The sequence below is a fragment of the Streptomyces mayteni genome, assembly GCF_054783955.1.
In genome coordinates, this window is record NZ_BAAGPR010000124.1 from 1 (window position 1) to 21,602 (window position 21,602).

At 72.4% G+C, this 21,602-nt stretch carries 23 protein-coding genes and 3 pseudogenes; 14 read left to right on the forward strand and 12 right to left on the reverse strand.

Annotated elements, in window-relative coordinates; all coding sequences use genetic code 11:
* Window positions 1-412, forward strand: a pseudogene (locus ACYVPE_RS34145) (IS200/IS605 family accessory protein TnpB-related protein); the annotation flags it as partial.
* Here ACYVPE_RS34145 and ACYVPE_RS34150 read toward each other — a convergent pair.
* Window positions 402-1,082 carry a hypothetical protein gene (locus tag ACYVPE_RS34150; protein WP_461037687.1) on the reverse strand — a complete coding sequence of 227 codons (681 nt, stop codon included), beginning with the start codon at window positions 1,080-1,082 and terminating at the stop codon, window positions 402-404. The pseudogene ACYVPE_RS34145 and the gene ACYVPE_RS34150 sit on opposite strands and share 11 nt — an antisense overlap.
* A gap of 307 nt (window positions 1,083-1,389) precedes the next feature.
* On the opposite strand from ACYVPE_RS34150, the gene ACYVPE_RS34155 reads away from it, so the two are divergent.
* The 4 genes from ACYVPE_RS34155 to ACYVPE_RS34170 all read left to right on the forward strand — a co-directional run bounded on the left by ACYVPE_RS34155 (window position 1,390) and on the right by ACYVPE_RS34170 (window position 3,195).
* Window positions 1,390-1,797 (forward strand): hypothetical protein, encoded by a 408-nt coding sequence (locus tag ACYVPE_RS34155; protein WP_461037688.1) that lies wholly within the window; start codon window positions 1,390-1,392, stop codon window positions 1,795-1,797.
* 75 nt (window positions 1,798-1,872) lie between these two features.
* Window positions 1,873-2,535 carry a GNAT family N-acetyltransferase gene (locus ACYVPE_RS34160; protein ID WP_461037689.1) on the forward strand — a complete coding sequence of 221 codons (663 nt, stop codon included), beginning with the start codon at window positions 1,873-1,875 and terminating at the stop codon, window positions 2,533-2,535.
* Between the two features lie 163 nt (window positions 2,536-2,698).
* The gene (locus tag ACYVPE_RS34165) at window positions 2,699-2,854 is read left to right on the forward strand and encodes a hypothetical protein (protein WP_461037690.1); all 156 of its coding nucleotides are present in this window, start codon (window positions 2,699-2,701) and stop codon (window positions 2,852-2,854) included.
* On the forward strand, window positions 2,851-3,195 hold the full coding sequence (locus tag ACYVPE_RS34170; protein WP_461037691.1) for a hypothetical protein: 345 nt from the start codon (window positions 2,851-2,853) through the stop codon (window positions 3,193-3,195). Before ACYVPE_RS34165 ends, ACYVPE_RS34170 begins: the two co-directional genes overlap by 4 nt.
* Before the next feature lie 174 nt (window positions 3,196-3,369).
* On the opposite strand, the gene ACYVPE_RS34175 is transcribed toward ACYVPE_RS34170, so the two are convergent.
* Entirely contained in the window at window positions 3,370-4,332 is a 963-nt protein-coding gene (locus ACYVPE_RS34175) for an MBL fold metallo-hydrolase (RefSeq protein ID WP_461037692.1), read from the reverse strand.
* Window positions 4,333-4,558: 226 nt separating this feature from the next.
* Between ACYVPE_RS34175 and ACYVPE_RS34180 the strand changes: the two genes are divergently transcribed.
* The 5 genes from ACYVPE_RS34180 to ACYVPE_RS34200 are packed head-to-tail and all read left to right on the forward strand — an operon-like array spanning window position 4,559 to window position 6,715.
* Window positions 4,559-5,167, forward strand: a complete 609-nt coding sequence (locus tag ACYVPE_RS34180; RefSeq protein WP_461037693.1) for a helix-turn-helix domain-containing protein — start codon at window positions 4,559-4,561, stop codon at window positions 5,165-5,167.
* Window positions 5,168-5,215: 48 nt separating this feature from the next.
* Entirely contained in the window at window positions 5,216-6,112 is an 897-nt protein-coding gene (locus tag ACYVPE_RS34185; RefSeq protein WP_461037694.1) for an IS982 family transposase, read from the forward strand.
* The gene (locus tag ACYVPE_RS34190) at window positions 6,052-6,342 is read left to right on the forward strand and encodes a Scr1 family TA system antitoxin-like transcriptional regulator (protein ID WP_461037709.1); all 291 of its coding nucleotides are present in this window, start codon (window positions 6,052-6,054) and stop codon (window positions 6,340-6,342) included. The genes ACYVPE_RS34185 and ACYVPE_RS34190 overlap by 61 nt, the downstream gene beginning before the upstream one ends.
* Window positions 6,318-6,527, forward strand: coding sequence for a DUF397 domain-containing protein (locus tag ACYVPE_RS34195; RefSeq protein ID WP_461037695.1), 210 nt, complete (start codon window positions 6,318-6,320; stop codon window positions 6,525-6,527). Before ACYVPE_RS34190 ends, ACYVPE_RS34195 begins: the two co-directional genes overlap by 25 nt.
* A complete protein-coding gene (locus ACYVPE_RS34200; RefSeq protein WP_461037696.1) occupies window positions 6,524-6,715 on the forward strand; it encodes a DUF397 domain-containing protein in 192 nt (63 codons plus the stop codon). The genes ACYVPE_RS34195 and ACYVPE_RS34200 overlap by 4 nt, the downstream gene beginning before the upstream one ends.
* Here the strand turns inward: ACYVPE_RS34200 and ACYVPE_RS34205 are convergent.
* Both ACYVPE_RS34205 and ACYVPE_RS34210 read right to left on the reverse strand, forming a co-directional pair.
* On the reverse strand, window positions 6,712-7,662 hold the full coding sequence (locus ACYVPE_RS34205) for a zinc-binding dehydrogenase (protein WP_461037697.1): 951 nt from the start codon (window positions 7,660-7,662) through the stop codon (window positions 6,712-6,714). The genes ACYVPE_RS34200 and ACYVPE_RS34205 overlap by 4 nt on opposite strands.
* A gap of 121 nt (window positions 7,663-7,783) precedes the next feature.
* Complete coding sequence (locus ACYVPE_RS34210; protein ID WP_461037698.1) at window positions 7,784-8,533, reverse strand: SDR family NAD(P)-dependent oxidoreductase; 750 nt, start codon at window positions 8,531-8,533, stop codon at window positions 7,784-7,786.
* A gap of 97 nt (window positions 8,534-8,630) precedes the next feature.
* Here ACYVPE_RS34210 and ACYVPE_RS34215 point away from each other — a divergent pair, with 97 nt between their 5' ends.
* Window positions 8,631-9,239, forward strand: a complete 609-nt coding sequence (locus ACYVPE_RS34215; protein ID WP_461037699.1) for a TetR/AcrR family transcriptional regulator — start codon at window positions 8,631-8,633, stop codon at window positions 9,237-9,239.
* Window positions 9,240-9,275: 36 nt separating this feature from the next.
* Here the strand turns inward: ACYVPE_RS34215 and ACYVPE_RS34220 are convergent, their stop codons facing one another.
* Together ACYVPE_RS34220 and ACYVPE_RS34225 are read right to left on the reverse strand one after the other, a co-directional pair.
* Window positions 9,276-10,799: an IucA/IucC family protein gene (locus ACYVPE_RS34220; RefSeq protein WP_461037700.1), complete on the reverse strand. Its 1,524-nt coding sequence runs from the start codon at window positions 10,797-10,799 to the stop codon at window positions 9,276-9,278.
* A gap of 72 nt (window positions 10,800-10,871) precedes the next feature.
* Window positions 10,872-11,348, reverse strand: a complete 477-nt coding sequence (locus tag ACYVPE_RS34225; RefSeq protein ID WP_461037701.1) for a MarR family winged helix-turn-helix transcriptional regulator — start codon at window positions 11,346-11,348, stop codon at window positions 10,872-10,874.
* Between the two features lie 112 nt (window positions 11,349-11,460).
* Between ACYVPE_RS34225 and ACYVPE_RS34230 the strand changes: the two genes are divergently transcribed.
* Entirely contained in the window at window positions 11,461-12,570 is a 1,110-nt protein-coding gene (locus tag ACYVPE_RS34230) for an epoxide hydrolase family protein (RefSeq protein ID WP_461037702.1), read from the forward strand.
* A gap of 62 nt (window positions 12,571-12,632) precedes the next feature.
* Window positions 12,633-14,141: an IucA/IucC family protein gene (locus ACYVPE_RS34235; RefSeq protein ID WP_461037703.1), complete on the forward strand. Its 1,509-nt coding sequence runs from the start codon at window positions 12,633-12,635 to the stop codon at window positions 14,139-14,141.
* A gap of 23 nt (window positions 14,142-14,164) precedes the next feature.
* On the opposite strand, the pseudogene ACYVPE_RS34240 reads toward ACYVPE_RS34235, so the two are convergent.
* The 3 genes and pseudogenes from ACYVPE_RS34240 to ACYVPE_RS34250 all read right to left on the reverse strand — a co-directional run.
* Window positions 14,165-14,795 (reverse strand): annotated as a pseudogene (locus ACYVPE_RS34240) (MerR family transcriptional regulator); the annotation flags it as partial.
* A gap of 95 nt (window positions 14,796-14,890) precedes the next feature.
* Window positions 14,891-15,424 (reverse strand): DUF1707 SHOCT-like domain-containing protein, encoded by a 534-nt coding sequence (locus ACYVPE_RS34245; RefSeq protein WP_461037704.1) that lies wholly within the window; start codon window positions 15,422-15,424, stop codon window positions 14,891-14,893.
* A 26-nt stretch (window positions 15,425-15,450) separates the two neighbouring features.
* Window positions 15,451-16,218: a DUF899 family protein gene (locus ACYVPE_RS34250; protein ID WP_461037705.1), complete on the reverse strand. Its 768-nt coding sequence runs from the start codon at window positions 16,216-16,218 to the stop codon at window positions 15,451-15,453.
* Window positions 16,219-16,315: 97 nt separating this feature from the next.
* On the opposite strand from ACYVPE_RS34250, the gene ACYVPE_RS34255 reads away from it, so the two are divergent.
* Complete coding sequence (locus ACYVPE_RS34255; protein ID WP_461037706.1) at window positions 16,316-17,233, forward strand: alpha/beta fold hydrolase; 918 nt, start codon at window positions 16,316-16,318, stop codon at window positions 17,231-17,233.
* Here ACYVPE_RS34255 and ACYVPE_RS34260 read toward each other — a convergent pair.
* The 3 genes and pseudogenes from ACYVPE_RS34260 to ACYVPE_RS34270 all read right to left on the reverse strand — a co-directional run.
* Entirely contained in the window at window positions 17,166-18,443 is a 1,278-nt protein-coding gene (locus ACYVPE_RS34260) for an outer membrane protein assembly factor BamB family protein (protein ID WP_461037707.1), read from the reverse strand. The genes ACYVPE_RS34255 and ACYVPE_RS34260 overlap by 68 nt on opposite strands.
* Window positions 18,444-18,784: 341 nt before the next feature.
* On the reverse strand, window positions 18,785-21,376 hold the full coding sequence (locus ACYVPE_RS34265; protein ID WP_461037708.1) for an ABC transporter permease: 2,592 nt from the start codon (window positions 21,374-21,376) through the stop codon (window positions 18,785-18,787).
* Window positions 21,373-21,602, reverse strand: a pseudogene (locus tag ACYVPE_RS34270) (ABC transporter ATP-binding protein); the annotation flags it as partial. The pseudogene ACYVPE_RS34270 and the gene ACYVPE_RS34265, both read right to left, overlap by 4 nt.

Sequence of the window (21,602 nt, forward strand, 5' to 3'; positions counted from 1 at the left end):
GGTGTCGATGGCGGCCGAACTCGGCATCACCATCGTCGCCGTCGACCCGGCCTACACCTCCAAGTGGGGCGCCCAGCACTGGCAAAAGCCCCTCACCAGCATGAACAGGAAGACCACTCGCCACGACGCGGCAGCGGTGGCGATCGGCAGGCGAGCCCTGGGGCACCCGATCCGGCGACGGATGGCACCGCCCCCGCACGACAGGAGTGATCGTGCGGGGCATCGGACCGTCCAGGCCAACTCGATGGCCCCGGGGCGTGAGGGAAACCGCCCCCGCATCCCCGGACCACGGACACGATCCGTACGCGCCGGATACGGCGAGAACGCGGTGGACCAGAACGCCCAACACCGTTCGGGGCATTCGGCTGAGCACGAGTTCTGGCAACAGGACACACTCCCGCTCAGTCCCTAGGAACGGTCGGCAGGAACAGCGCGGCGATCCGGCACGCCTGGCTGCCGCGTGCGATCTCCCGCTCGAACCGGGCCCGCACCTCGGGGTCGAAGGAACCGTCCGGCCGGTGCTGGAGGTTGGCGAGCGCGACGACCGCCTGGCTGTGCAGAGCACCCGTGCCCTCCCGGTCGAGGACCCCGCACAACTCCTCGACCGCCCACGGCTCTTCGTCGCCGATCCGGCCGAGCACGGCCACCGCCGCCTCGGCCGCCTCGTCGGTGCCGGCCAGCGCGGGGCGGGTCGCGCCCAGCAACTCCGCCCGCCGGCCCGGCTCCGCGTAGCTGAGGGTCTCCAACCCCTGGAGTGCGAGCCCGAGTTCGCGGCCGGCCAGGCTCGGCAGCGCCGCCATCGGCCTCGGCCAGGCGTCCGGCAGCCGGCGCGCGTACTCCCGGACCGCCTCTTCCATCGTGTCCATGGCGGCGTCGGCGCCGAGCAGCGCCGTCAGCGTCTCGAAGCCGAGATGCCGGGCGCGTGACAGGTGCCAGGCCGCCCTCGGGGCGGTCTCCGGCGCGTCGAGCCGGGCGAACAGGTCGGCGCGCAGCCCCACGAACCGGGCTCCGCCTTCGAACGCTGCCGCCAGGTCGGGACGCTCGCTGGTGACGGTGAAGCCCCGCGCCGTGGCCGCCCCCACGACGCGGCCCCACTCGGTGGCGAGGGCCAGCTCGAACCAGTGGCGCCGGAGGTTCGAGGACCGGGAGCAGCAGCCGCCCGGATTGGCGAGTAGCCCATACGCGGCCCGCTCCGCTCCACGGTGAGGCTGGCCGCGTATTCATTTGCTGCGGCGAACACATTTGAGGCTCCCCTGAGGTTACCGTCCAGGATCGCCGAAGTCGCCCTGTCACAATGTGAAGTGCCACGGTGAAGGGGATTACGCGCGGCGTCGCCGATCGCTAGCATCGTCGCGTTCCCAACACTCCGAGTTCACAGTGGAGAACATTGTGAGAAGTGCTGTCCGTGCCGCCTCCGTCGTCGGCACCGCCGCCCTCGTCCTTGGCGGTCTCACCGCCACCGAGGCCTCCGCCGCCGAGCCCTACTGCATCACGAACCTGCACCCGCTGGTCGACATCATCACGGGGAAGGGCTGTTTCGTGCCCGTCGGCGATGACATCCGGGTCACGGACACGTACGCGGATGGCCGGCGGACCCTTGTCGACTGGGAAACCGACTACGGTCGCGAGGGGGAGTGCCACAACACCATGGGCGCGGACTGGACGGTCATCTGCGACTACAACATGCGGGAGACGGGCCGGGTCAGGTTCCGTGTCTGCTCCCAGGACGGCGCCGTCGACCGGGAATGCACCTACTGGACCCCGTACCTGAGCATCAGCACCGGCAGGCCCGCCTGATCCCACGGCTGAGTTAGCGGAAGGGCGGTGGAATTCGGATGCCGGCACCGGCTCCGCCGCCCCACAATGCGGGCCATGCTCATCGACCACTGGCCTCTCGCCGGCCTCCGCCTGACCACACCCCGCCTCGAACTCCGGCTCCCCGACCCCGAGGAACTGGCCGAGCTCGGCGCCCTCGCCGCCGAGGGCATCCACCCGCCCGAGGAGATGCCCTTCACCTACCCCTGGACCGACCTGCCCCCGCCCGAGCGGGCCCGCTCGGTCATCCAGCACCACTGGCGCACGCTGGGGGCGTTGACCCCGACTGACTGGACGCTGCCGCTCGTCGTCTTCCACGACGGCCGGCCGGTCGGCCTCCAGGACGTCGGCGGCAGGAACTTCGCCGTCCTCCGCGAGGTCGGTACCGGCTCCTGGCTCGGCCGGGCCCACCAGGGCAAGGGCATCGGCACCGAGATGCGACATGCCGTCCTACACCTGGCCTTCGCCCGCCTCGGCGCCCACGACGCGACCTCCGGCGTCTTCGACCACAACGTCGCCTCGCAGACCGTCTCCCGCAACGCCGGCTACCGGCCGGACGGCATCGCCCGCCTCATGGTGCGGGACCAGCCTGTGACCGAGCGCCGCTACCGCCTCACCCGCGCCGACTGGGAGGCCACCAGCTCCGGGCGACCGGCCGTCACCGTCACCGGCCTCGAACCGTGCCTGCCGCTCCTCGGGCTCCAGGCCGACGCCCGCTGAGCGCCTAGGCGGTCACACCGGCAACGCGCCGGGGCCGGTGCGAAGCCGCCACAACCTCCCCGGTGACCTGCCGTGCGGCAACGAATCCACCTGGTTACCGTCCGTCGACTCCGTCACGCTGGAGCGAACCCCAGGCAACGGAACGTGATGGAGGTCGACCGCGATGACGCACGCCACCCCGCCCGACGAGACCCCCTCGGACGCGGAACCGCACGAGGCCGCACCCGAGACCTCGTTGGACGAGCTGCGCGCCCGGGTGCGGCAGGTCAACGCGGAGAGCGAGGCCAACTTCGACCTCAAGAGCGGCGGTTGGTGGTGAGCCGCGCCCCCACCCGGGTGGACACCGTCGAGACCCATCCGGCCGCCATCCTGCGCGGCGACGTCGTCACGGTCGGCGGCCGGCCGCTGGTCGTCGTGGCGAAGACCCCGCTCGACGGCGGCGCGGTACGCCTGCACTTCGTCTCCGGCGAACGGCTCGCGATCCACCGCGGCACCACGCTCCGCGTGCTCAGGGCCGACCCGCCAGGGCTGCGCCCCCGCTCCTTCTGGGAGGACGCGGCGGCCGGCCGGACGACGACATCTCGCGCCGAGATCTGGGCCCCGGTCATCGCCGGCTGCGCCCTCGTCGTCGCGCTCGCCCTGCTCCTCACGCTCGGGTGACCGCCCCGGCCATCCCACCGCTTGAATGCCTCGACGCGCGACAGCTGATGGCCATCGCCTGCACCCGCTGCGGCGCCCGACTCGGCGCGACGGGACGGAAGTTCGGCGATCCGGTGACCGACCGCTGGGGACACACCTTCCAGCTCTGGGTCTGCGCGCCGGCCTGCCCGTCGATCAGGCGGGCTGGCGCCGGTGCGCGTGCTGGTGCTGCTCGGGAAGGTGGCTCGCCGGGTGGGCCCACAGGAGCACGTTCTCCGGCCGCCCCTCCCGGGCGAAGAAGTCCAGGACCTCGCGGTCCGAGTAGCGCAGGCTGAAGTGCGTCAGCACGAACAGCGTCTCGGGGTGCGCCTCGACCACCGGCCGCAGACCACTCCACACGGTGTGCCCCACCCGCTCCGCCCGCGCGGCCTCCGAGTCGTGGAGATAGGTGCACTCCGTGATGACCACCGGATACGAGGCGAGCCACGGATTCCGCTCGAAGACGCGGACGTGGGTGTCGCCGAGATACGCGAACAACGGCCGCGGTTCCTCCCGTTCGACCGCCACCCCCGCCGCGCGCCGCTCCGCCACGATCCGCCCGAACTCGGCACCGCGCCCCCGCTCCACGAGCGAGCGGCGCAGCTCGGCGAACTCCGGGAGCAGCGACTTCCGTCGCTCGGCGACGGCATAGCCGACGCACGGCACCTTGTGCTCGCACTCCACCACCCGCACGTGGTGCCGCGCCCGCCCGAAGACGAACTCGTCGCCCCCGCGCACCCCGTGCAGCCGATCGGCCGCGACGAGATCCGGGTCGTAGCCGGGCCCGTGGTTCAACTCGGCCGACGCCCGCAGGTACGCGGCGGCCCAGGGGACCGCGTCGGCCGGGAGATAGACGTCGGTACCCGGCTGGGACGCGAGGAAATCGAGGTCCTTGGCGTGGTCGTGGTGGGTGTGGGTGAGCAGCACGGTCTCGGCCCGCCGCCCCTCGCACTGCCCGGCGTCCAGGGCGAGACGAAGTTCGGGGAGGTGGAAGAAGGTCTTGTCGTTCGCCCGGGAGTAGCCGGTGAGTGTCAGCTTGGCACCGGGTATCCGCCAGGTCTTCCACTGCCGGAACGGGTGCCCGAGCTCCAACCGGTCGGGATGCGGCGTCGCGATCACGGTTCGAGAGCCTAGGGACAACCGGCCGCTTCCGCAGCCGAGTTACGCGCCCCCCTTCGCACGGAAATTCGCATTTGGAATACCTTGCCGGGTATCTGCGGCCGGTGGCAGGTTGGTGAATCAGCTACCGCCCTCGCCGGGGGGCGAACCCCAAGAGCAACAGAAGGGCCTCCACATGCCACAGCGAAAGCCGATCTCCGGACGACCGAGCGTGTCCCCGCGCCGCATGCTGAGAATCGAGGTGGCGAGGCTGAGGGAGGAGAGCGGCCTCTCACTGCGACAGTTGGCCGAGAAGGTCGGCTTCGACCACACCCAACTCGGCCGCGTCGAAAGCGGGAAGAGCCTCGGCGGCCCCGAACTCATCGAGGCGCTTGACACGTTCTACGGGGCGACGCCGCACCTGATGATCCTGTGGGAACTGGCGCTGGCGAAGGGAAAGTACCGCGACAAGTACCAGCGGATCATCGAGATCGAGGCGCAGGCCGCCGTTATCGAGCGATATGTGACGGGGTTCATTCCGGGCATCTTCCAGACCGAGGCGTACGCGCGAGCGGTGCTGTTCTCCACCCCGCATGGGCCGGAGAACGTCCCCGAACTAGAGGAACAGCTGGACGTTCGGCTCGGTCGACAGCAGTTGCTGCGCCGCAAGCCAGCCCCACAGATCCGGGTACTCCTGGACGAGGCTGTGCTGCGGCGGCCGTTGCACGATCCGGCAGACTGGCGCGAACAGCTGGCACAGCTGGTGGAGTTGACCGCCGAGCCGCACATCGTGATCCAGGCGGTGCCGTTCGCCGCCGGATTGCACGACCTCTATGGCGAGTCGCTAGATGAGTAGTTCCGAATGGGGGGTTTTTGATGTGGGGAGGGTGTCCAACATCGGGTTGTGACGACCGAGTTAGACACCCTCTTGACGGCACTGTACGTCCACGTCGATGACCGCTTGAAGACCCCGCGGTGGCGGGGGCGGCCACCGAGGCTGACCGACGCCGAGTTGGTCACCCTCGCCGTGGCCCAGGCGATCCTGGGCTTCCACTGCGAAGCCCGCTGGCTGCGCTTCGCCCACGCCCACCTGCATCCCCTCTTCCCTTACCTGCCCCAGCGCCCGGCCTACAACAAGCGCCTACGAGCCGCTTTGCCACTGGTCAAACGGGTGATCCGGTCCCTGGCGGCCGACACCGACCTGTGGCTGGATGACCTGTGGGTCGTGGACTCCACACCCGTGGAGTGCGCCCGCTCCCGCGAGAGCGTGCGCCGCTCGGACCTGGCGGGATGGGCGAACTACGGCTACTGCCGCTCCCACTCCCGCTTCTACTGGGGCCTGAAGCTCCACTTGGTCTGTACGCCGGCCGGACTGCCCATCACCTGGGCCCTGGCCGACCCCAAGATCGACGAGCGGCAGGTCCTGGCCGCCCTGATCGACAACGAACCACACCTGGCCACCGACCGGCCCGGCCTGCTGATCCTGGCCGACAAGGGCTACATCTCCGCCGAACTCGACCGCTTCCTCGACCAGCACGGCGTCGGCCTGCTGCGGCCCTCCTACAAGAACCGCGGCACACCACGGCCCGGAGAAGCCCTACTCAAGACGGTGCGGCAGCTGATCGAATCGGTCAACGACACCCTCAAAGGCCAGCTCGACCTCGAACAGCACGGCGGCCGCACGATCGAAGGCGTCGGCGTCCGAGTGGCTCAGCGGATCCTGGCGATGACCTGCGCAATCTGGCACAACCGCGCCATCGGCGCACCCATCACCAGGTCACTGATCGCCTACGACCACTGAGCCACATCGGAACTACTCGTCTAGGTCTGATGCGGGCGGCCGATGGCGAGACCATCGCATGGCTCGAAGGCGCCAAGAATGGGGAGCTGTTCGATGTCGCGGAGGATGTCGAGGAGTTGCGACTGTCCTACGATGCGGTCAGGGCCCTGGCCCTTACGCCACGGGATTCCGTGGCGTTCATCGAGCAGTTGATGGAGAGCCTGCCATGCGATCCACCGGAGTCGACCTGAGCACCGCCGTCTGGCGTAAGTCGAGCTACAGCGACGGCGGCTTGGACAACTGCGTGGAGGTCGCCGACGGATACGCCGGTGCCCTCCCCGTCCGCGACAGCAAGCAGCCCACCGGCCCAGCCCTCGTCTTCCAAGCCCACGGCTGGACCCACTTCATCACCCAGCTTCAGGACGGCCGCCTGTGAGCGGCCTTCGCAACGCCGTCTGGCGTAAGTCCAGCTACAGCGACGGCGGCATGGACAACTGCGTGGAGGTCGCCGACGGATACCCCGGCGTCCTCCCCGTCCGCGACAGCAAGCAGCCCACCGGCCCAGCCCTCGTCTTCCAAGCCCACGGCTGGACCCACTTCATCACCCACCTCCGCAGTTCCTAGGGGACCAGCAGGATCTTGCCGACGACGCTCCGCGACTCGATGGCCGTGTGGGCCTCGGCGGCGCGTTCCAGGGGGAGGCGCTGGGCGATCAGGGGGCGGATTCGGCCGGCGGCCGCCTCCGCCAGGGCCCTGGCGGTCATCTCCCTGAGCACGTCCGGCGTGAACTGCACCTGTTCGATGCCGGAGAGCCGGATGCCACGGCGCTCCACCTCCGCCGGGTCGTGCGCGGAGAACCCACCGCTCGGTGCCCCGTACGAGACCACGGCCGCGCCGTCCGACGCGGCGCGCAGCACGCTCGCGCCGAGTTCACCGCCCACGCCCTCGAAGATCACGTCGGCCCGGATGCCGTCCAGCCACCCGGGTTCCGAGTAGTCGACGACGACGTCGGCGCCCAGTTCACGTACCGCGGCCAGCTTGCGCTCGCCGCGCGCCGCGCCCGTGACATGGGCGCCCGCCGCCTTCGCCAGTTGGACCAGCAGGCTGCTGGCGCCGCCGGCGGCGGGGAGGATCAGGACCGACTGGCCGGCCCGCACCTCGGCGTTGCCGAACAGGCCGAGCGCGGTCGGGCCGTCGTGCATCAGCGCGGCGGCCGTCTCCGCGTCCAAGCCCGCAGGCAGCGGGATGAGAGCGTCGGCCGGGGCCAGGGCCTGCTCGGCGTAGCTGCCGCCGGCACGGATGTGCGCGGCGACCGCGCGGTCGGTCCAGGACGGGTCCACGCCCGCGCCGATCGCGGCGACGACGCCGGCGACCGCGCCGCCCGGCACGTACGGCGGGACCGTGCCCCACATGTCGGCGTTCCAGCCCGCCCGGATCTGGGTCTCGACGAAGATCGTGTCCGCGGCGGCGACCCGGATCACCACCTCTCCCGGCCCGGGGACGGGGTCCGGCAGCTCCGCCGCCTCGATCACCTCTGGTCCGCCGAACCTCGTCACCTGTGCCACGCGCATCGCTCTGCTCTCCCTGTCAGCCGTACCTGGGAGAAGCCTCCGACCTCAAGCACGGTTGAGGTCAAGGCCACGCCGCAGGCACCGGCTGTCCCCGGCCGGCCTGGGCCGGCCGGGGGTGGCGTCAGAGCTGGTTTTCGCCGCCGTCGACGTACACGTTGGCGCCGAGGACGTAGCTGCTCTGCTCGGAGGCGAGGAACGCCACGACCGAGGCGACCTCCTCGGGGCGTCCCACCCGGCCCATCGGCACGTCCGCGGCGAGGTCCGCCTTCGCGGCGGCCACGTTCTCCTCGCCGAACAGCCCCACGAGCGCGGGGGTGTCGATCGGGCCGGGCGAGACCGCGTTGACCCGGACGCCGCGCCCCTTGAGTTCGTTGGCCCAGGTCCGGGTGAAGGAGCGGAGGGCGGCCTTCGACGCCGCGTACGTGCCGAACGCCTCCACGCCGTCGTCGGCGCGCACCGAGGAGTTGATGATCACCGAGGCGCCGTCGTTGAGCAGCGGCAGCGCCTTCTGCACGGTGAACAGCGTGCCCCGCACGTTGACGCCGAAGGTCTGGTCGAAGTGGTCTTCGGTGACCTGCTCCAGTGTCGCGAACGAGGCGGCCGCGGCGTTCGCGAACAGCACGTCCAGACCCCGGCCCCGGGCGCGGACCGCGTCGTACAGCCGGTCCAGGTCGGCGAGGTCCGCGATGTCACCCACCACGGCGGTGGCGTCCGCCGCGCCGATGACCTCGACGGCCGCGTCCAGTTCGGTCTTGCGCCGGCCGGTGACGAAGACGTGCGCGCCCTCGGCCGCCAGCCGCGTCGCGGTGGCCAGGCCGATGCCCTTGCTGCCCCCGGTGACGACGGCGGTCTTGCCTTCGAACAGTCCCATGCGGACACCCCTCACCCTATTTCGGTACCGATCGATACCGAAGTCGCCACTGTAGCACTTCCGTACCGACCGGTGCGGAAAGAGTAGGGTTGCTGGCATGGGCACGCACCAGCCGGCACCGATCGGCCGACCGAGGGGATTCGACGCGGACGAGGCACTCGAACGCGCCATGCGGGTCTTCTGGGACAAGGGCTACGAGGGCGCCAGCCTCACCGACCTGACCGCCGCCATGGGCATCACCCGCACCAGCATGTACGCGGCGTTCGGCAACAAGGAGGAGCTGTTCCGCAAGGCCCTGGCGCGCTACACCGAGGGCCCCGCCTCGTACGGGGCCAGGGCGCTGCGGGAGCCGACCGCCCGGCAGGTGGCCACCGCGATCCTCAACGGCTCCGTCCTGACCACCACCCAGCCGGGCTGCCCCGCCGGCTGCCTCGGCGTCCAGGGCTCCCTCGCCACCGGCGCCCCGGGACGCGGCGCCCACGACGCGCTCATCGCCTGGCGTGACGACATCCTGTCGGACCTCCGCGACCGGTTCCAACAGGCCGTCCGGGAGGGCGACCTGCCCCAGGACGCCGATCCCGAACTGCTCGCCCGCTACCTCGTGACCGTGTCCAACGGCATCGCCGTCCAGGCCGCCAGCGGCGCCACCCGAGACGAGTTGCAGCGGGTGGCCGACCTGGCGCTGCGGACCTGGCCGCCGGCCTGACGACCACCGGCCACCGGCCACCGGCCACCGGCGCCGCTAGACCAGCACCGGTCCCGGGAGGGTGGCGAGCGGGTTCGGGAAGGGGAGGTAGCGCGGTTCGGTGGCGCCGGCCTCGAGCCAGCTGGAGAGCAGGTTGGCCTTCCCCGGCACCGTCGGCGCGCTGAGCAGCGCCGCCGTCTCCGGCAGGTCGGGGTGGAGGGCGGCGCACCGCTCGAACTCCCGGCGCGCGGCCGGCCACAGCGCGCCGGCGTCGCGCGGGAAGCGGTCGGCGAGCGCGCCGGCGACCTCGGCGAGGTTGTTGACGAGGAGGCAGTAGACCAGGCGGCGCCACGCGTCGGCACGGGAGAGCTGCGGGATCACCCGGGAGCCCTCGGCGTCGCGGAACACGGCCTGGACGGGGGTGCCGGCCGCGTCCACCGCGATCAGCGTGTTCTGGAGGTGGCACTCGACCACCACGCCGTGCCTGGCGTACGCCTCCAGCAGCGGTGGCACGACGCAGGCCAGGTAGGCCGACCACCAGCGCAGCGGGTCGGCGAGCCGGTCGAGCGGGTTGCCGTCGAAGCCCTCGGCGAGGGCGGCGGTCAGCACGGCGGTGGTGCCGGGGAGCAGGTGGGCGCGGAGGCCGTCGCGGACGAGGACCGGGAACGTCTCGTCCAGGCCGCGCACCGTGCGGTGGCCGCGCTCGTGCAGCCAGGCGGCCGGACCCTCCATCGCCCGGAAGGCGGCCGCGACCAGCGGGTCGTTGTGGCGGGACTGCCGCAGCTCGCCCCGCCACAGCCGGCGGACGTCGTTGGTGATCCGCACGTCGAGGCTGAACTTCAGGAACAGGTCGTCGGCGGGCACGTGCACGGTGCGGACCGAGGCCGTGGCGCGCGCCCGCCAGGGGGTGGTGCCGAGGCGGACGAGTCGGCCGTCGGCGAAGGCCGCCCGCACCGCGGGTATCCGGCGGGTGAGGGCGAGCTGCCAGGGGTGGGCCGGCAGCAGGCGGTAGCCGGGCGGGGCCTCGCCGAGGGCGTCGAGGGCGCGGGTGTCGCCTTCCTCGATCGCCGCGTCCTCGCGGACGCCGAGCAGCGTGAGCGGGAAGCGGGCGTACGCCTCGGGCGCGTAGCGCAGCCAGTCGGCTGGTGGTCCTGCGCCCCTGGACTTGGGCGCCGGGTGGAACGGGTGGCCCATGACGAGGGCCTGCTCGGAGCGGAGCCACGGGTCGTCGGGCGGGACGGCGCGGGCGCGGGCGGCGAGCAGGGCCTCGACAGCGGCCCGGCTGGCGGCCATCTCGGCGGCGAGGGGGTCGTTGGGACGGCCGGTGGTAGCGCGCATCTCCTCGACGGCGAGGTCGACGAGCCCGGGGTGGTCGAGTCGGCGCCAGGTACCGGCCGTCCACAACTCGGGCTCGGCGGGCCGGTGGCCGGCGCGGACCCGCAACAGCCGGCCGCTGACCCGCAGCCGGTGCGTGGCGTGTCCTGCGCGCGGCCGGCCAGCGGGGTCCGCGGTCTCCCTGAGCAGGCAGTTGAGCAGCGGCGGCACGGCGAGCGCGTCGGCGGCCCGGGCGAAGGTATTCATCGAGCGTCAGTATGTGCGTGGGGTGACGGGACGCGGTAGGACGGGTGCGCGGCGGCTGGCCGGGCGGAGGGGTCAGTCCGCGTCGCGCGGGCCGGGATGCGGGGGGCGGTGGTGCTCGGTCAGGACGGTGAGCAGGCGGGTGAGTTCGTCCTGCTGGCCGGGGGTGAGGGGGGCGAGGAGTTCGCGCTGGGCGTCGGCGATGAGCGCATCGAGGCGCTCCAGACGGCGGCGGCCGGTGGGGGTGAGGGTGATGACGTTGCGGCGGCGGTCGGCGGAGTCGGGTTCGCGGCGGACGCATTCGGTGTCGGCAAGCTCGTTGAGGACGGCGACCATGTCGCTGCGGTAGATGCCGGTGCGCCGGCTGAGTTCGGCCTGGCTGGCGGCACCGGCCTCGGCGAGCGCGACCAGCACGGCGAAGTGCCACCTGCGAGCGCCTTCGGCGGCCAGGTGCTCGCTGACGAGCCGGCCGGCGACGACGGCGGCCCCGGCGAGCAGGCGGCTGGGGATAGCGCGCAGCCGGACCGGGGTGGGTTCGGGGGGCGAGCTCACTGGGGGTCTCCGGGGGTCTCCGGGGGTCTCTTGCGTTCGTGACACTAACAGTCTACCTTCGTTAGTCCCACGAACGTTTATGTCACTAACGAAATCCCCTGGAGCAGAGATCGTGATCAGGCCGTTCCGCATCGACATCCCCCAGGCCGACCTCGATGACCTGACCGACCGCCTCTCCCGCACCCGCTGGCCCAACGAGGTCGCCGACGCCGGGTGGGACTACGGCTTCCCGCTGGCGCGACTGCGGGAGCTCGCCGAGTACTGGCGCATCGGCTACGACTGGCGCGAGCACGAGGCCAAGCTCAACGAGCTTCCGCACTTCACCACCGAGATCGACGGCCAGCACATCCACTTCGTCCACGTCCGGTCCGCGAAGCCGGACGCGCTCGCGCTGGTCCTCACCCACGGCTGGCCAGGGTCGTTCCTGGAGTTCCTCGACATGATCGAGCCGCTGTCACGCGACTTCCACCTGGTGATTCCGTCCATCCCGGGTTACGGCTTCTCCGGGCCGACCCACGAGCGCGGCTGGGACGCCGCCCGGGTCGCGCGGGCCTGGGCCGAGCTGATGCGCCGCCTCGGGTACGAGCGCTACGGCGCGCAGGGCGGCGACTTCGGCGCGGGCATCTCGCTCGCGCTCGGCGCGGAGGCACCCGAGCACGTCGTCGGGGTGCACGTCAACTACCTGCCGACCGGGCCGGTCCCGGATGCCGGCATCGAACTGTCGGAAACGGACGAAGCCCGGCTGGACAAGGTCAGGCAGCTGATGGCGAACCGCCCGCCGTACCAGGCGCTGCAGGCCCTCACCCCGCAGACCATCGGCTACGCGCTGACCGACTCGCCGGTCGGCCAACTGGTCTGGATCGCCGAACGCTTCGCCCAGTGGACCGATCCCGAGACGCCGGTCAGCGACGAGCGGATGCTCACCGACGTCTCGCTGTACTGGCTGACCGCCACGGCGGCCTCCTCGGCACGGTTCCACCACGACGCCTCGCGGGGGGCCCGGCTGCCGTGCCCGGTGCCGGTCGGCGTCGCGGTGCTGCCGCAGGACATCACGCAGTCGGTACGACCGCTGGCCGAGCGGCTGTACGACATCAGGCACTGGTCGGAGTTCGAGCGCGGCGGCCACTTCGCCGCGATGGAGGTGCCGGAGCCGCTGGCCGAGGACGTCCGGGACTTCTTCCTCACCCGCGTCAAGGAGGACGACCGGGCCGCCGCACGCTGAGCGACGGCATGCGTCGGGCACCGGATGGGGCGGGGTGTGGCGGCGTTTGGTAGGACGGACGCGTGAGTCGTACCACCGCCGAACGGGACCTGGCCGAGGAGCTGGCCGCCGTGCGCCCGGCGGCCCTCGACGGGTATCTCGCCGCGCTGCCGAGGGCCAGGGCGGCGGTGCTGGCGCGGCTGTGGCGCGGGCTGGTCCACGAGCCGCTGCCGTGGGTCACCGGGCACGTGGCGGGGCGCGACGGCGTGACGCTGCGGCTGGCGGACGGGCGGCGGCTGCACGGGCCACCGGTCGACCCGTGGGCGACCGGGACCGAGGTGCGTGCCCTGGAGCTCGGCGGTGTCCCGCACGACCATCCGGCGGAGCTGCTGACCGCGCTCGCGGTGCCGGGCGGCGCCGACTTCGCCGCCGAACTCGACCACGGCGTCGCGTCGTTGGCGCTCTCCAGGACGGCTGCCCGGCCGGCGGGCCCGCCGGCCGCGCCCTGGGAGTGGGAGCAGCTCTCGACCGACGGCCACCCCTACCACCCCGGCTGCCGGTCGCGGCCCGGCTTCACGGCGGCCGAGCAGTTGGCCTACGCGCCCGAGCACCGGCCGGTGGTCCCGCTGCGGCTGACGCCCGTCGTCGGCGGTCCGGTGCGGGGCGAGTGGCCGGCGGAACTCCGGGACGGCGACGCGGTGTTGATCCCGGTCCACCCGTGGCAGGCCGAACACGTGCTGGCCGGGCGGGCGTTCAGCCCCGGCCCCGAGGCGCATCCGCTGCTGTCCCTGCGGACGCTCGACCTCGGCGACGGCCGGCACGTCAAGACCGCGCTGAGCGCCCAACTGACGTCCGCGGTACGGGACATCTCCGCCTACTCGATCGACCACGCGCTGGCCACCACGGAGACCCTGCGGCGGATCGCCGACTCGGACCCGCTGGCCGGCCGGCTGCACGTCACCGGCACCCTGGCGGCGGCCGGCGACGGGACGCCAGAGCTGGCGGCGATGCTGCGCGAGGCGCCGTCCGTCCACGCGGACGCCGGGGCCGGGGAACGGGTGGTGCCGGTGGCCGCGCTGGGCGAGCTGCTGACGTCGTACCCGGCGCGCGAACGGCTCGACCGCGTCGTCGCGTTCGGGCGGCTGGCGGTGGGCGTCTGCCTCGACCTGCTGGAGGCCGGGGTGGCGTTGGAGGCGCACGGCCAGAACCTGCTGGCCGTCGTCGACCCGGCGGGGTGGGCGCGGCGGCTCGTCTACCGCGACCTCGCCGACATCCGGCTCAGCCCGGCCCGGCTGGCCGGGCACGGCTTCCCGCCGCCACCGCTGACCGGCCGGCTGCTGGAGGACGACCCGGCGGCGCTGCGCCGCAAGGCCCTCGGCTGCCTGGTCGCGGGCGCGCTCGGCCCGCTGGCCGGGGACGCGGCGACGCTGGCCACGGTGCTGGCCGCGGCGACCGGGGACCGTGCGGAGACGGCCGAGGTGCGGGCGCTGCGCGCCGAGCCGCTGCCGGCGAAGGCGCTGACGCTGATGCGCCTCGAACCGGGCGGCGCCGTCCGGTGGGCCTGGCTCCCGAACCCGCTGACACCCGGCTAGGGCCAGGCTTCCGGCCTCGCGCCCTACCGCCAGGTCGCGGTGTCGGGGTCGATGCCGTGGGCGCGCGCCCTGGCGTCGACGATGCGACGGAACCACGTGGCGAGGCCGGCGCGGATGCCGTCGTCGTGGGCGGCGAAGCCCGGATCGGCCTCGTACCCGCGGCCGAGGCAGACCTGCATCTCCCTCGTGAGCGGAAAGTACGAGGCGAAGACCTCGCGGTGCCGCTCGACGAGTTGGTTCGCCTCGTTCGCCTCCGGACTACCGGGTGTGACGCCGGCGTCCATCGCGTCCCCGAGGGCACGGTCGAGGCCGGTGACGGCGTCGGCCACGGCCTGCCGTTCCTCCGGGCCCCGCGAGGCCGAGCGCTCGGCGTACCGCAGCCATTGCGCCGTGTGCCCGTAGCGCTGACGGGCCTGGGCCGGCCAGTCCGGGTTCCACCGGGGGCCGAGGATCGCGGCCTGCTGCTCGACGGTCAGCAGCAGGCCGCGCTCGTGGGCGTCGATCATCCGATCAAGACCGGTGCCGAGCCGCTGGAGGCGGTCGATCCGTTCCGCGACCTCGGCGCGCTGCGCGCGCAGCGCGCCGGGCACGTCCGCGGTCGAGTCGTCCAGGACGGGCCCGGATCCTGTCCAGGCCGAGACCGAGCTCACGGAACGCTCACCGCCGGGACGAGGAGTACGTCCTGGAACGCCCAGCGGCCGTGGGCCTCGCCCGGTGGTTCGGGGGCGGCCGGCTCCGGCCGGAGCGGGTCAGCGACGCGCGTGGCGGATGGTCAACCGGCCGAAGCCCATCACGCCGGTGATCCGGATCCTCGGCCCGCCGGCGTGGGACGGCGTCCGGGGCGTGTAGCGAGTGTCCTTCCACACGCTCTGCACGCCCTCGGCCTCGACGATCGCGTCGCGCGGCACGGTGATCTTGGCCCCGCCGGTGCCGAGGTTCAACTCGATGTCGACCTCCGGCTGTTCGAAGACCGCGCGGGACAGGTCAAGGCGCACGTTGCCGTACGCCGACTCGACCTTGAGCACCCGGGGCACCCGCCACGCGCCGCGCCGCCGGATCCGACCGGCGGCGGCGGCGATGGTGGCCGTACGGTCCGCGCTCGCCGCGCTGCTCGCGCTGCTCGTCGGGAGGGACGCCACCGCCCGCGCGAGTTCGTCGTCCGACGCGGCGGCGAGCACCTGGTCGAGGCGCCGGTCCATCTCCTCGTGCGCGATGTGCCCTTCGGCGTACGCCTCACGCAGGCGTATCACGGCCGCTTCGCGGTCGTCTTCGAGTGCCGTCACGACGCCCACTCTAGAACCGGCCGGCGTCAGCTGTGCGGGCCGTGCCGCCCGAGGCTCTCCACGGGGCCGGCGCCCGGGCGGGTCCACTGCGGGACCGGCCGACTCGTCGGACCCCAGGTGGCGTTCCCCGCCGCGTCCGAGCGCCAGTACCAGCACGCCTCGTCCCCTTCCGGCCAGCCCTCAGGGGCGTCCTCCCACCGCTCGCCGCGGCCGTAGGGCGTCCTGTCGAGCAGGCCGAACAACGGATTGACCGGCTCGTTGCCGCGCCCGGTCGTGGAGTAGGTGAGGAACGCGCGGTCCCCCTCGCGCAGGAAGCTGGTGAGGTGGCCCATGGCGCCGCCGACCGGCTCCTCGACGCCGCGCACCGAGTACCAGGGCTGGGTGTAGCCCATGAACTCGACGAAGGCCGCCACCTCTTCCCAACGGCCGGTGGTGAGGAAGGCGAACGAGACGCCGCGGGCGTTGAGATAGACCGCGTCCCTCAGGTGCCAGGCCGTGTTGGTGCAGCCCTCGCACTGCCCCTGGTGGGGCGCGCCGTCGTACCACATGTGCTTGTAGACCACGAGCTCCTCGCGCCCCTGGAACAGGTCGAGGAACGGCACGGGCCCCTCGGGCCCGACGACCTCGACGGTCGGGTCGAACTCCACCATCGGCAGCCGCCGTCGGGCGGCGGCGAGGGCGTCGCCCTCGTGGGTGTGGGCCTTCTCGCGGACCAGCAGCTCGTCGCGGGCGGCCTGCCAGGTCGCCAGGTCGACGACGGGCGGCCGGCCAGGCCTGGTGGGCGTGCCTGTCATGGGGAACCTCCGGGGGGTGTGAGGGGTGGTGTCCGACGTGTGGTCGGCAGGGCTGACTCGGCAGCCGGCCGGAACTCATCGACGGGGGGCGATCCGGGTGGAGACGCAGGGCTACGTACGGACGACCGACGGGGCGCGGCTGCGGTGGACGGCCCTGAGGGACGCGGGCGGCGGCCAGCCGCCGGTGGTCCTGCTCCACGGCGGCCCCGGCCTCCCGGACTACCTGGGCGATGTCGCCCGGATGGTCGCGGACGTCGTACCCGGGCCCGTCTATCGGTATGACCAGCGTGGCACCGGCGGATCCCCGTGGCGGGGCCGCCACTCGCTGGCCCGGCGCGTCGACGACCTGGTCGAGCTGCTCGACGGGTGGGACGCGCCGGAGGCCGTGTTGATCGGCCACTCCTACGGCACCGACCTGGCGAGCCGGTGCTGCCTGCGGTACCCCGACCGGGTCGCCGCGATGCTGCTGATGTGCGGGCCGTTCGTCGGCGACTGGCACGCCGGCTACCGGGCGGAGCGGGACCGCCGCCGGGTTCTCGGGGACGTGCCGCCGACGCGGCGCACGGAGGAGCAGGAGGTCGAACTCCTGACGCTCTCCTGGTTCACCGACGGGCGCGCGGACCCGCTCGACGGTCACCTCGCCGCCCTGCGGGCGCGCCTGCCGACGCGGACGGAACTGCTCGCCGGGTGCGAGGACCCACGGCCGGTCGCGGCGCTGGTGTCGCTGGCGCGACGGCTCGATCTTCCGCTGACGCGGATCGAGGGGGGTGGGCGTGAGCCGTGGGTCGAGCGGGGTGATGCGGTGCGGGCGTGTCTCCGCCGGTTCTTGGGGGGTGTTCCGACCACCCGCCCACCCTTGTCTCCCGCGCTTCGCGCGGTGGGGCCCGGCGGGCCAAGCCCGCTGTACCGCCGGGCCCGGCCCACTGGCAACGTCCGTGCCTATCCGGTCACTCCGACAGCTGGTACGCGGCGGTGGTCGCGGTGGTCTCGCCCGTCACGGTGTCGGAGAGCATGAACAGGACGTAGAGCGTGTCCCCCTGGGCGACCAGCGCCTCGGGCGACGTGTAGGGCTCGCCCTCGAAGTCCGGCAGGGCGCCCAACTCGGTCGGGGCGCCGTCCTCCGGGCTCAGGCTCGCCGCCTGGAGCACATACTCCTCGTCCTGGTGCACCACGATCGTCCGCTCCGCGTCACCGCCGATGGTGGTGCTTTCGGGGAACGTCTGCTGCCAGGCGACGGAGCCGGTGTTCAGGTCGATCCCGACCCGCTCGCTGCTGTCGCCGAGGCCGCCGGCCGCGTAGAGGAGCGAGCCCCGGATCGTGGAGTAGTTGGGGCCGTAGAGCGTCAACTCGAGCTCGGAGCCGTCCTGGACCTCCAGGACCTCGGAGAGCACCTCGCCCGCCTCGTCGAAGGTCAGCAGCCGGTCCTCGACGGTGCTGGTCCGAATGGTCAGCAGGTCGCCCGGCACGATCTCGGCGACCCCGTCCCATTCCTCGGGCCGCTCGGGGAGCGTCCACAGCTCGGTGCCCTCGGCGGCGTCGAAGGCGGTGAGTTGGTACACCTCGGTCATGATGTCGCACTGGACGTCGCCGACCAGATAGTCGCCACCGACCGTCCAGTTGACGCGGTCCTGGCACTCCGCCGCGTCCGGCATCTCGGGCGCCGGCAGCTCGTCGCCGGCGACCGAGTACCTGAACAGGTCGGTGCCGCCCGGCGTGACGGTGACGGTGTCGCCCGTGACGCTGACCCCGACGAACGACGACAGGCCGTCCTCGGGCGTGACGTCCTGGGTGAACAGCGGCTCGCCCGTCTCGGCCGTGGTGTCCACCACGGAGAGGAGGGTGCAGGTGTCGGAGTCGCCGACCGAGTAGACCAGGGCGCCGACGCCCTGGTCGTTCAGCTCGGGCGCGATGGCGCAGACCTCGCCGGCCCCGGACGGCGGGGTCAGCTCCCACCTCGTCTCGCCGCTCGCGGCGTCGATGCTGCGCACCGTGTCGTTGGTGATCTCGGTGACCGTCGTATCGGTGGCCCACAGCGCCATGGTGACAAGGCCGCTGTCGTCGTAGGCCGCCGGCTCGCCCTCCCATCGCGTGGTGAGCGCGCCGTCCTGGCTCTCGCCGCCACCGTCGCCGTCGCCTCCGGAGTCGGAGTCCTCGCTTCCGCCACAGGCGGCGAGCACCAGGCTCCCCGCCACGGCGAACGCCAGCGCCGCAGGGCGCCAACGCATGTCGTCCTTCATTGTCTTCCCCTCGCGTACTGCTGAGTCCGCGGCGCCTCGGCGACGCCACGAAGTCCCGAAGGCTAACACGCACGAAACCGGCCAGTAACTGACCAACTCCCTTCCATTTCAAGGGGGTTGGTGCGCTCCGTTAGCCGGACGAGTTCACATTGGGGAAGACTGGAGGAGACGGAGCGAAGGCCGGTGACCCGAATGCACGGCCGCAGGCCGGCACGGCCGCAGGGCCCCAACTGGGCGGCTTCGCCGCCGTTGGGGCCCTGCGGGCCGCCCCCCGCGCGGAGCGCGGAACGTAAAGGGCGGGTGGGTGGGGGGAGAACCCCCGGCCGCCGCTACTCCGTGGCGATCGCGTTGAGGACGTTCATCCGCCCGGCCCGGAACGCCGGCATCAGCGCGGCCAGCAGGCCCACCACCGCGGAGCCGATGAAGACCGTGATGATCGTGGACCACGGGATCTCCAGGACCCGCATGCCTTCCAGGGCCATCAGCTGCTGGCCGGCCGCGCCCCAGGCGAGGCCGAGGACGAGGCCGAGGAGCGCGCCGAAGAGGGCGATGACGACCGATTCGAGGCGGATCATCCGCCGCAGCTGGCGCCGCGACAGGCCGATCGCCCGCATCAGGCCGATCTCCCTGGTCCGCTCGACCACCGAGAGGGCGAGGGTGTTGATCACGCCGAGGATGGCCACGATGATCGCCAGTGCCAGCAGGCCGTAGACCATGTTGAGCAGCTGACCGACCTGGTCCTGGATCAGCTCCTTGTACTCGGCCTGGTCGCGGACGTCCATCTGCGGGTACGGGTCCATGGCCGCGTCGAGCGCGGCGCGGGCCGCGGTCTCCTGGCCGTCGACCGCGCCGGCGAAGAGCATGCTGGGCAGCGGCATGGCGTCCGGGACGGCGCCGCGCGCCGTCTCCGTGGAGACGTACCAGGTGCCGTTGCCGACCATGGCGTCGCTGGAGAGGATCGCCCGCACCGTGAGGGTGGTGGCGCTCTCCGCGCCGTCGAAGGTGACCGGCAGTTCGTCGCCGATCCCGATGCCGAACTCCTCCGCGTCGTCGCTGCCCACGGAGACGGAGTCGGGCCCGAACACCTCGCCGAGGTCGCCCTCGACGACGTCCATGGCGAAGTCCTGCTGGTAGGTCGGGTCGGTGGCGGTCAGGTTGACGTCGACGTCCTCGCCGTTCGGCATGACGACGGCGGTCTCCATGTTCCTGATCTCGGTGACGTGGTCGAGCTCCGCCACGCCCTGCACCGCCGCGCCGGCCTCGGGGAGGATCGGCATGAAGTTGGAGGTGGTGATGATGTAGTCGGCGCCGGCCGACTGGTCTATCTCCTCGGTCGCGGAGGCCACCATCGAGGAGCCGACCACCGAGAGGCCGGCGACCAGCGCGAGGCCGATCATCAGGGCGGAGGCGGTGGCGCCGGTGCGGCGCGGGTTGCGCAGCGCGTTGCGCTCGGCGAGGCGGCCGACCGAGCCGAAGCCGCGGAGCAGCACCGCGCTGAGCCCGCGGACCACCAGGCCCACCAGGGCCGGGCCGACCAGGATCAGGCCGACGAGGCTGAGCACCACGCCGATGGCGAGGAAGCCGGCGCCGTCAGCCGCCGAGTCGACGGAGGCGGTGGCGGCCAGGGCGCCGAGGCCGAGGAGCGTGAACGCCGTGCCGATGCCGGCGCGGATCCGGCCGGCCCGGACGTCGTCCGGCAGGCCGGAGTCGCGGAGCGCGGCCATCGGGCTGATCTTGCCGGCCCGGCGGGCCGGGATGTAGGCGGCGAGCAGCGTGACGACGACGCCGAGCACGATGCCGACGATCGGCACGTTCGGGTTGATCGTCAGGTCCTCGGTGCTGAGGTTCATGCCGACCGCGTTCATCACGGCCATCAGGCCCACGGCTATGCCGATGCCGGCGCCGAAGCCGAGCACCGAGCCGATGACGCCGAGGAGGAGCGCCTCGATGAGCACGGAGCGGTTGACCTGGCGGCGGCTCGAGCCGATGGCCCGCATCAGGCCGATCTCGCGGGTGCGTTGGGCGACCAGCATGGAGAAGGTGTTGACGATCAGGAAGATCCCGACCAGCAGCGCCAGGCCGGCGAAGCCGAGCAGCACGTACTCGAGGATCCCCAGGACCTCGCCGAGCGCGTCGCGGTTCTCCTCGATGTACTCGTCGGCGGTCTGGAGCTTGTAGGTGTCGGCGCCGACCACGGAGGCGATGGCCGACTTGAGGTCGGTGTCGCTGACCGCGCCGGTGGAGTCGACGTTGACCGAGGTGTAGCCGTCGACGCCGCCGAGCAGGTACTCCTGGGCGGTCGGCAGGTCGAGGTAGAAGATCGCCGCACCGGGGTTGGTGATGGTGAAGTCGGCGATGCCGCTGACCGTGGCCTGGTAGTCGCCGATGGCGGTGATCAGGCGGATCGGGTCGCCGACGGCGATGTCCTTGTTGTCGGCCGTGTCGCCGTCGACCATGATCTGGCCCGGCCCTGACGGCGCCGAGCCCTCGCGGATCTCCGAGGTGCGCAGCTCGACGTCCGACCAGTTGGTGACGATGGTCGGGGCGCCGGTGGTGGGGCCGAGGTTCTCGTTGTCCGCGTCGGCGGCGACGGCGTTGGTGGCGGCGATGGTGCCGGTGACCTCGGCGACGCCGTCGACCGAGGCGATCTCGTCGACCACGGAGGACGGCACGGTGTCCGGGATGCCGGTGGCCGGGCCGGTGTCCTCGAAGGAGCTGGCCTCGCCCTCCTCCTCGGCGGGCGCGATCACGACGTTCGAGGCGGACTGGGCGAAGAGCTTGTCGAACGTGGTGTTCATGGTGGCGGTGAACACCAGGGTGCCGCAGACGAACGCCACCGAGAGGACCACGGCCATCCCCGACAGGGCCATCCGGCCCTTGTGCGAGAAGAAGCTGCGGAGCGAGGTCTTGAGGACGGTCACGACGTACGCCCCTGCGCCTCGAAGCCACGCATGCGGTCCAGCACCCGGTCGGCCGTCGGCTCGCGCATCTCGTCGACGATGCGGCCGTCGGCCAGGAAGACGATGCGGTCGGCGTAGGCGGCGGCCACCGGGTCGTGGGTGACCATGACGATGGTCTGGCCGAGTTCGTCGACGGAGCGGCGGAGGAAGCCGAGGACTTCGGCGCCGGCGCGGGAGTCGAGGTTGC